Below are 3,148 nucleotides of genomic sequence, written 5' to 3'. Positions count from 1 at the left end.
TTTACAGGAGAAGGCAATTCCCTGTTCTGGCACCTGATCATAATGATGGCAACATTTTCTGTGCTGTTCCTGGCCGCTTATTTTATAAACAGAAAGCAGATACCTGTAATTCACAAAGAAGAAGATATTTCCTCCAGGGAATTCTGGATGTTCGTAGGAGCGTTGGTATTGCTTATTTCCGCGGTTTACATTTCTTTCTTTACTTCACTGCCGGTGATCAATAAAATTTTCGGTACGCATAAGGCCATTGGTGAAGATCCCGAATATGTATACAACCGGGTAATGGTCCTGATCGCGGTAGTAATTGGCTTGCTAACCGCTATTACGCAGTACCTCAAATATAAAAAAACGCCCCGCTCCTTTTGGGTAAAGAAGATCATTAGACCAACTATTGTGGCTCTTATTATTTCTGTTCTTGTGAGTGTGCTGGGCAATATAAACTACAATAAATATGGCATTGGTTACCTGGGTGCTATTCACCTGGCTATTTTTTCGGCTACCTATGCCGTTGTTGCCAATGCCATGTATATATGGACAGGCGCAAAAGGAAAATTAAGCCTGGCGGGAGGAGCTATCACCCATCTGGGGTTTGGCATAATGCTGGTAGGTATCCTGATCTCTTCTTCAAAAAAGGAGGTCATTTCCATTAACCGCACAGGCATTATGATACCGGGATTAAAAGATCCTAAAGGCCGCGATGACAGCGGTTTGGAAAACATTACCCTTATTATGGGCGTACCCACTCCTATGGGTAAATACATGGTAACTTATGTAGCAGATTCGTCTCACCCGGTAGATGAAAAAATGTATTTTAAGGTAAATTATGAGCGCAAGGATGAGTCTACCGGTAAAGTGTTGGAAAATTTTAATTTATATCCCAATGCTTTCCTGATGAAAGCGGAAGAGGGAAAAACTGCCCTGTCGGCTAACCCGGATTCCCGCCATTACTGGCATAAGGACGTATTTACTTTTATTACCTCCATGCCCGACCCTGAAAGTATAAAAGACACGGCAACATTCAGGGATCATCCTGTACAGCAGGGAGATACGGTTTTTTATTCCAATGGATATATTGTTGTTGACCAGGTAATTGAAGCCAATAAAAACACCAATAAAGACCTCCCCCTGGTAGACAGCGCCTGGCTGACGGACGTAACGGTGCACAGCAACGATGGTAGGACCTATAAAGCGCAGCCTGCATTGTTTTCAAAAGATAACGCACCCATCGCAAAAAGGGATACCGTAATGTCCCAAAATCTTGTGCTGCAGGTAAATAAGATAGGGAATGCCATTGCGTTGGGCGTAAAAGAGTCTAATGCGATCATGAAATACATTACTTTAAAAGCCTTCCAGTTCCCTTTTATCAATATCCTTTGGTTAGGGATCGTTGTTATGTCTGCAGGTTTTTTCATAAGCATGTGGCACCGGTTCAAAAAAGACAGTTAATCCACACAAATTTTTTAACATACCGGCAGCGGTTATGTCGGGTTTTCTGTCTAACACGTATTAAATGTGATGCAAAACCGTTAATATAGTAATTTGTAGGTCATGACAGGCCGCAGGCGATCATATTATTTATTAATCATTTCTGTACTCTGCTGGGCATTATCGGGTTCAGTTGCTCAATCGCAAACCCACCCCGGCATCAGTGATACCATTGTTGTACCGGCTATTATTTACAAAGGCGACACCCTGTCGTATAAAGAAATGCCGGAAGTATATATTTACTTAGAGTTATCTGCCGCGGGAAGACGGGCTCACCGCGAATGGACGAGGCTACGCAATGCGGTATATGTTACTTATCCTTATGCCAAAAAGGCCGGCGCCGTATTTAATGATATCAATGCACATTTGGTAAATATACCGAACAAAGAAAAGAGAAAGGCTTATGTAAAAAGCCGTGAAAAAGACCTGCGCAATGAATTTACACAACCGCTTACCAACTTATCGGTTTACCAGGGTAAAGTATTAATGAAACTCATAGCCCGGGAAACGGGCAATACCTGCTACGAGATCATCCACGATTATAAGGGAAGCTTTTCTGCAGGGTTCTGGCAAAGCGTAGCCTGGATCTTCGGCAGCAGCCTCAAGCAAACCTACAACGCCCGGGCCGATGACGCCCAGATTGAAGATATTGTAATAGAGGTAAGACGGATGTACGGGCTGTATTAAATGGTGAGAGGTGAAAAGTAAGAAGTGAAATTCACCGTTGATTAATTGCCTGTTCGCAAAATGGGTATGTATAGGGTTTGGGACTTTATAGTTTTTGGTTTAATGCTGTACACCCTTCGGATTTCGAATTTTAGATTTCGAACTTTGTATCTTTATTTGGTTCTCGGTGCTTTGTGTTCAGACGCGGTGCTGACCCTCCTTGCGCCGGGTGCCGACCGCATCTTCGGATTTCGGATTTTAATCATCACACCATCATATCCACAAACTCATTCACCGGCAAAGCTGTAAGGGTTTTATAGTCAAGCGATGCATGCAAGATCGTTTGCTGCTGTTTTGCCGAAAATTTACGGGCCAGGTTGGTTTTGAATTTTTCTACCAGTAGAGGTATACCCTCTTCCCGGCGGCGCTTATGCCCTATCGGGTATTCAACAATCACTTCAGGCAAAAACGTTCCGTCGTTCAGTTCTACTGTTAAAGCATTGGCAATAGACCGCTTTTCGGGATCGTGGTAATCTTTGGTGAACTGAACATCTTCCACAGTCACCATTTTATCACGCAATGGGTCAATGCGTGAATCTGAAGCAATATCGTCCTCATAATCTGCGGCGGTTAAACGGCCGAAGATCAATGGAACGGCTATCATATATTGGATGCAATGATCGCGGTCGGCAGGGTTGTGCAAGGGACCTTTTTTGTCGATGATGCGGATGGCGGCCTCATGGGTTCGGATGCTGATCTTTTTGATATCATCGGTTGTTTTTCCGAGCGATTGCAACCGGTTGTGCAAAGTCATTGCCGCTTCTACCGCTGTTTGTGAATGAAATTCAGCGGGAAAGGATATTTTAAACAATACATTTTCCATAACATAAGAGCCATAATCGCGCTGGAATTTAAATTCATTTCCTTTGAAAAGCACATCATAGAATCCCCATGTTTTAGCGCTCAGTACGGAGGGATAACCCATTTCGCCTGTTTT

2 protein-coding genes and 1 pseudogene are annotated in these 3,148 nt (G+C 43.4%); 2 read left to right on the top strand and 1 reads right to left on the bottom strand.

The window, feature by feature from the left end; translation table 11 throughout:
• Positions 1 to 1,446, top strand: a pseudogene (locus tag PLH26_RS21155) (cytochrome c-type biogenesis CcmF C-terminal domain-containing protein); the annotation flags it as partial.
• 102 nt (positions 1,447 to 1,548) lie between these two features.
• On the top strand, positions 1,549 to 2,172 hold the full coding sequence (locus PLH26_RS21150; protein ID WP_324588004.1) for a DUF4294 domain-containing protein: 624 nt from the start codon (positions 1,549 to 1,551) through the stop codon (positions 2,170 to 2,172).
• Positions 2,173 to 2,416: 244 nt separating this feature from the next.
• Here PLH26_RS21150 and PLH26_RS21145 read toward each other — a convergent pair.
• The coding region (locus tag PLH26_RS21145) for an MmgE/PrpD family protein (protein WP_502876431.1) at positions 2,417 to 3,148 on the bottom strand (732 nt) is incomplete at its 5' end.

Source organism: Agriterribacter sp. (genome assembly GCF_035444585.1).
In the GTDB taxonomy this organism is placed as follows: domain Bacteria; phylum Bacteroidota; class Bacteroidia; order Chitinophagales; family Chitinophagaceae; genus Agriterribacter.
Note: the sequence above shows the minus strand (reverse complement) of the source record. Positions and strands in the feature narration are given on the sequence as shown.

Coding starts and splice junctions, on each gene's coding strand:
- PLH26_RS21150 (WP_324588004.1), top strand. CDS start 1,549: ATGACAGGCCGCAGGCGATCATATTATTTATTAATCATTTCTGTACTC.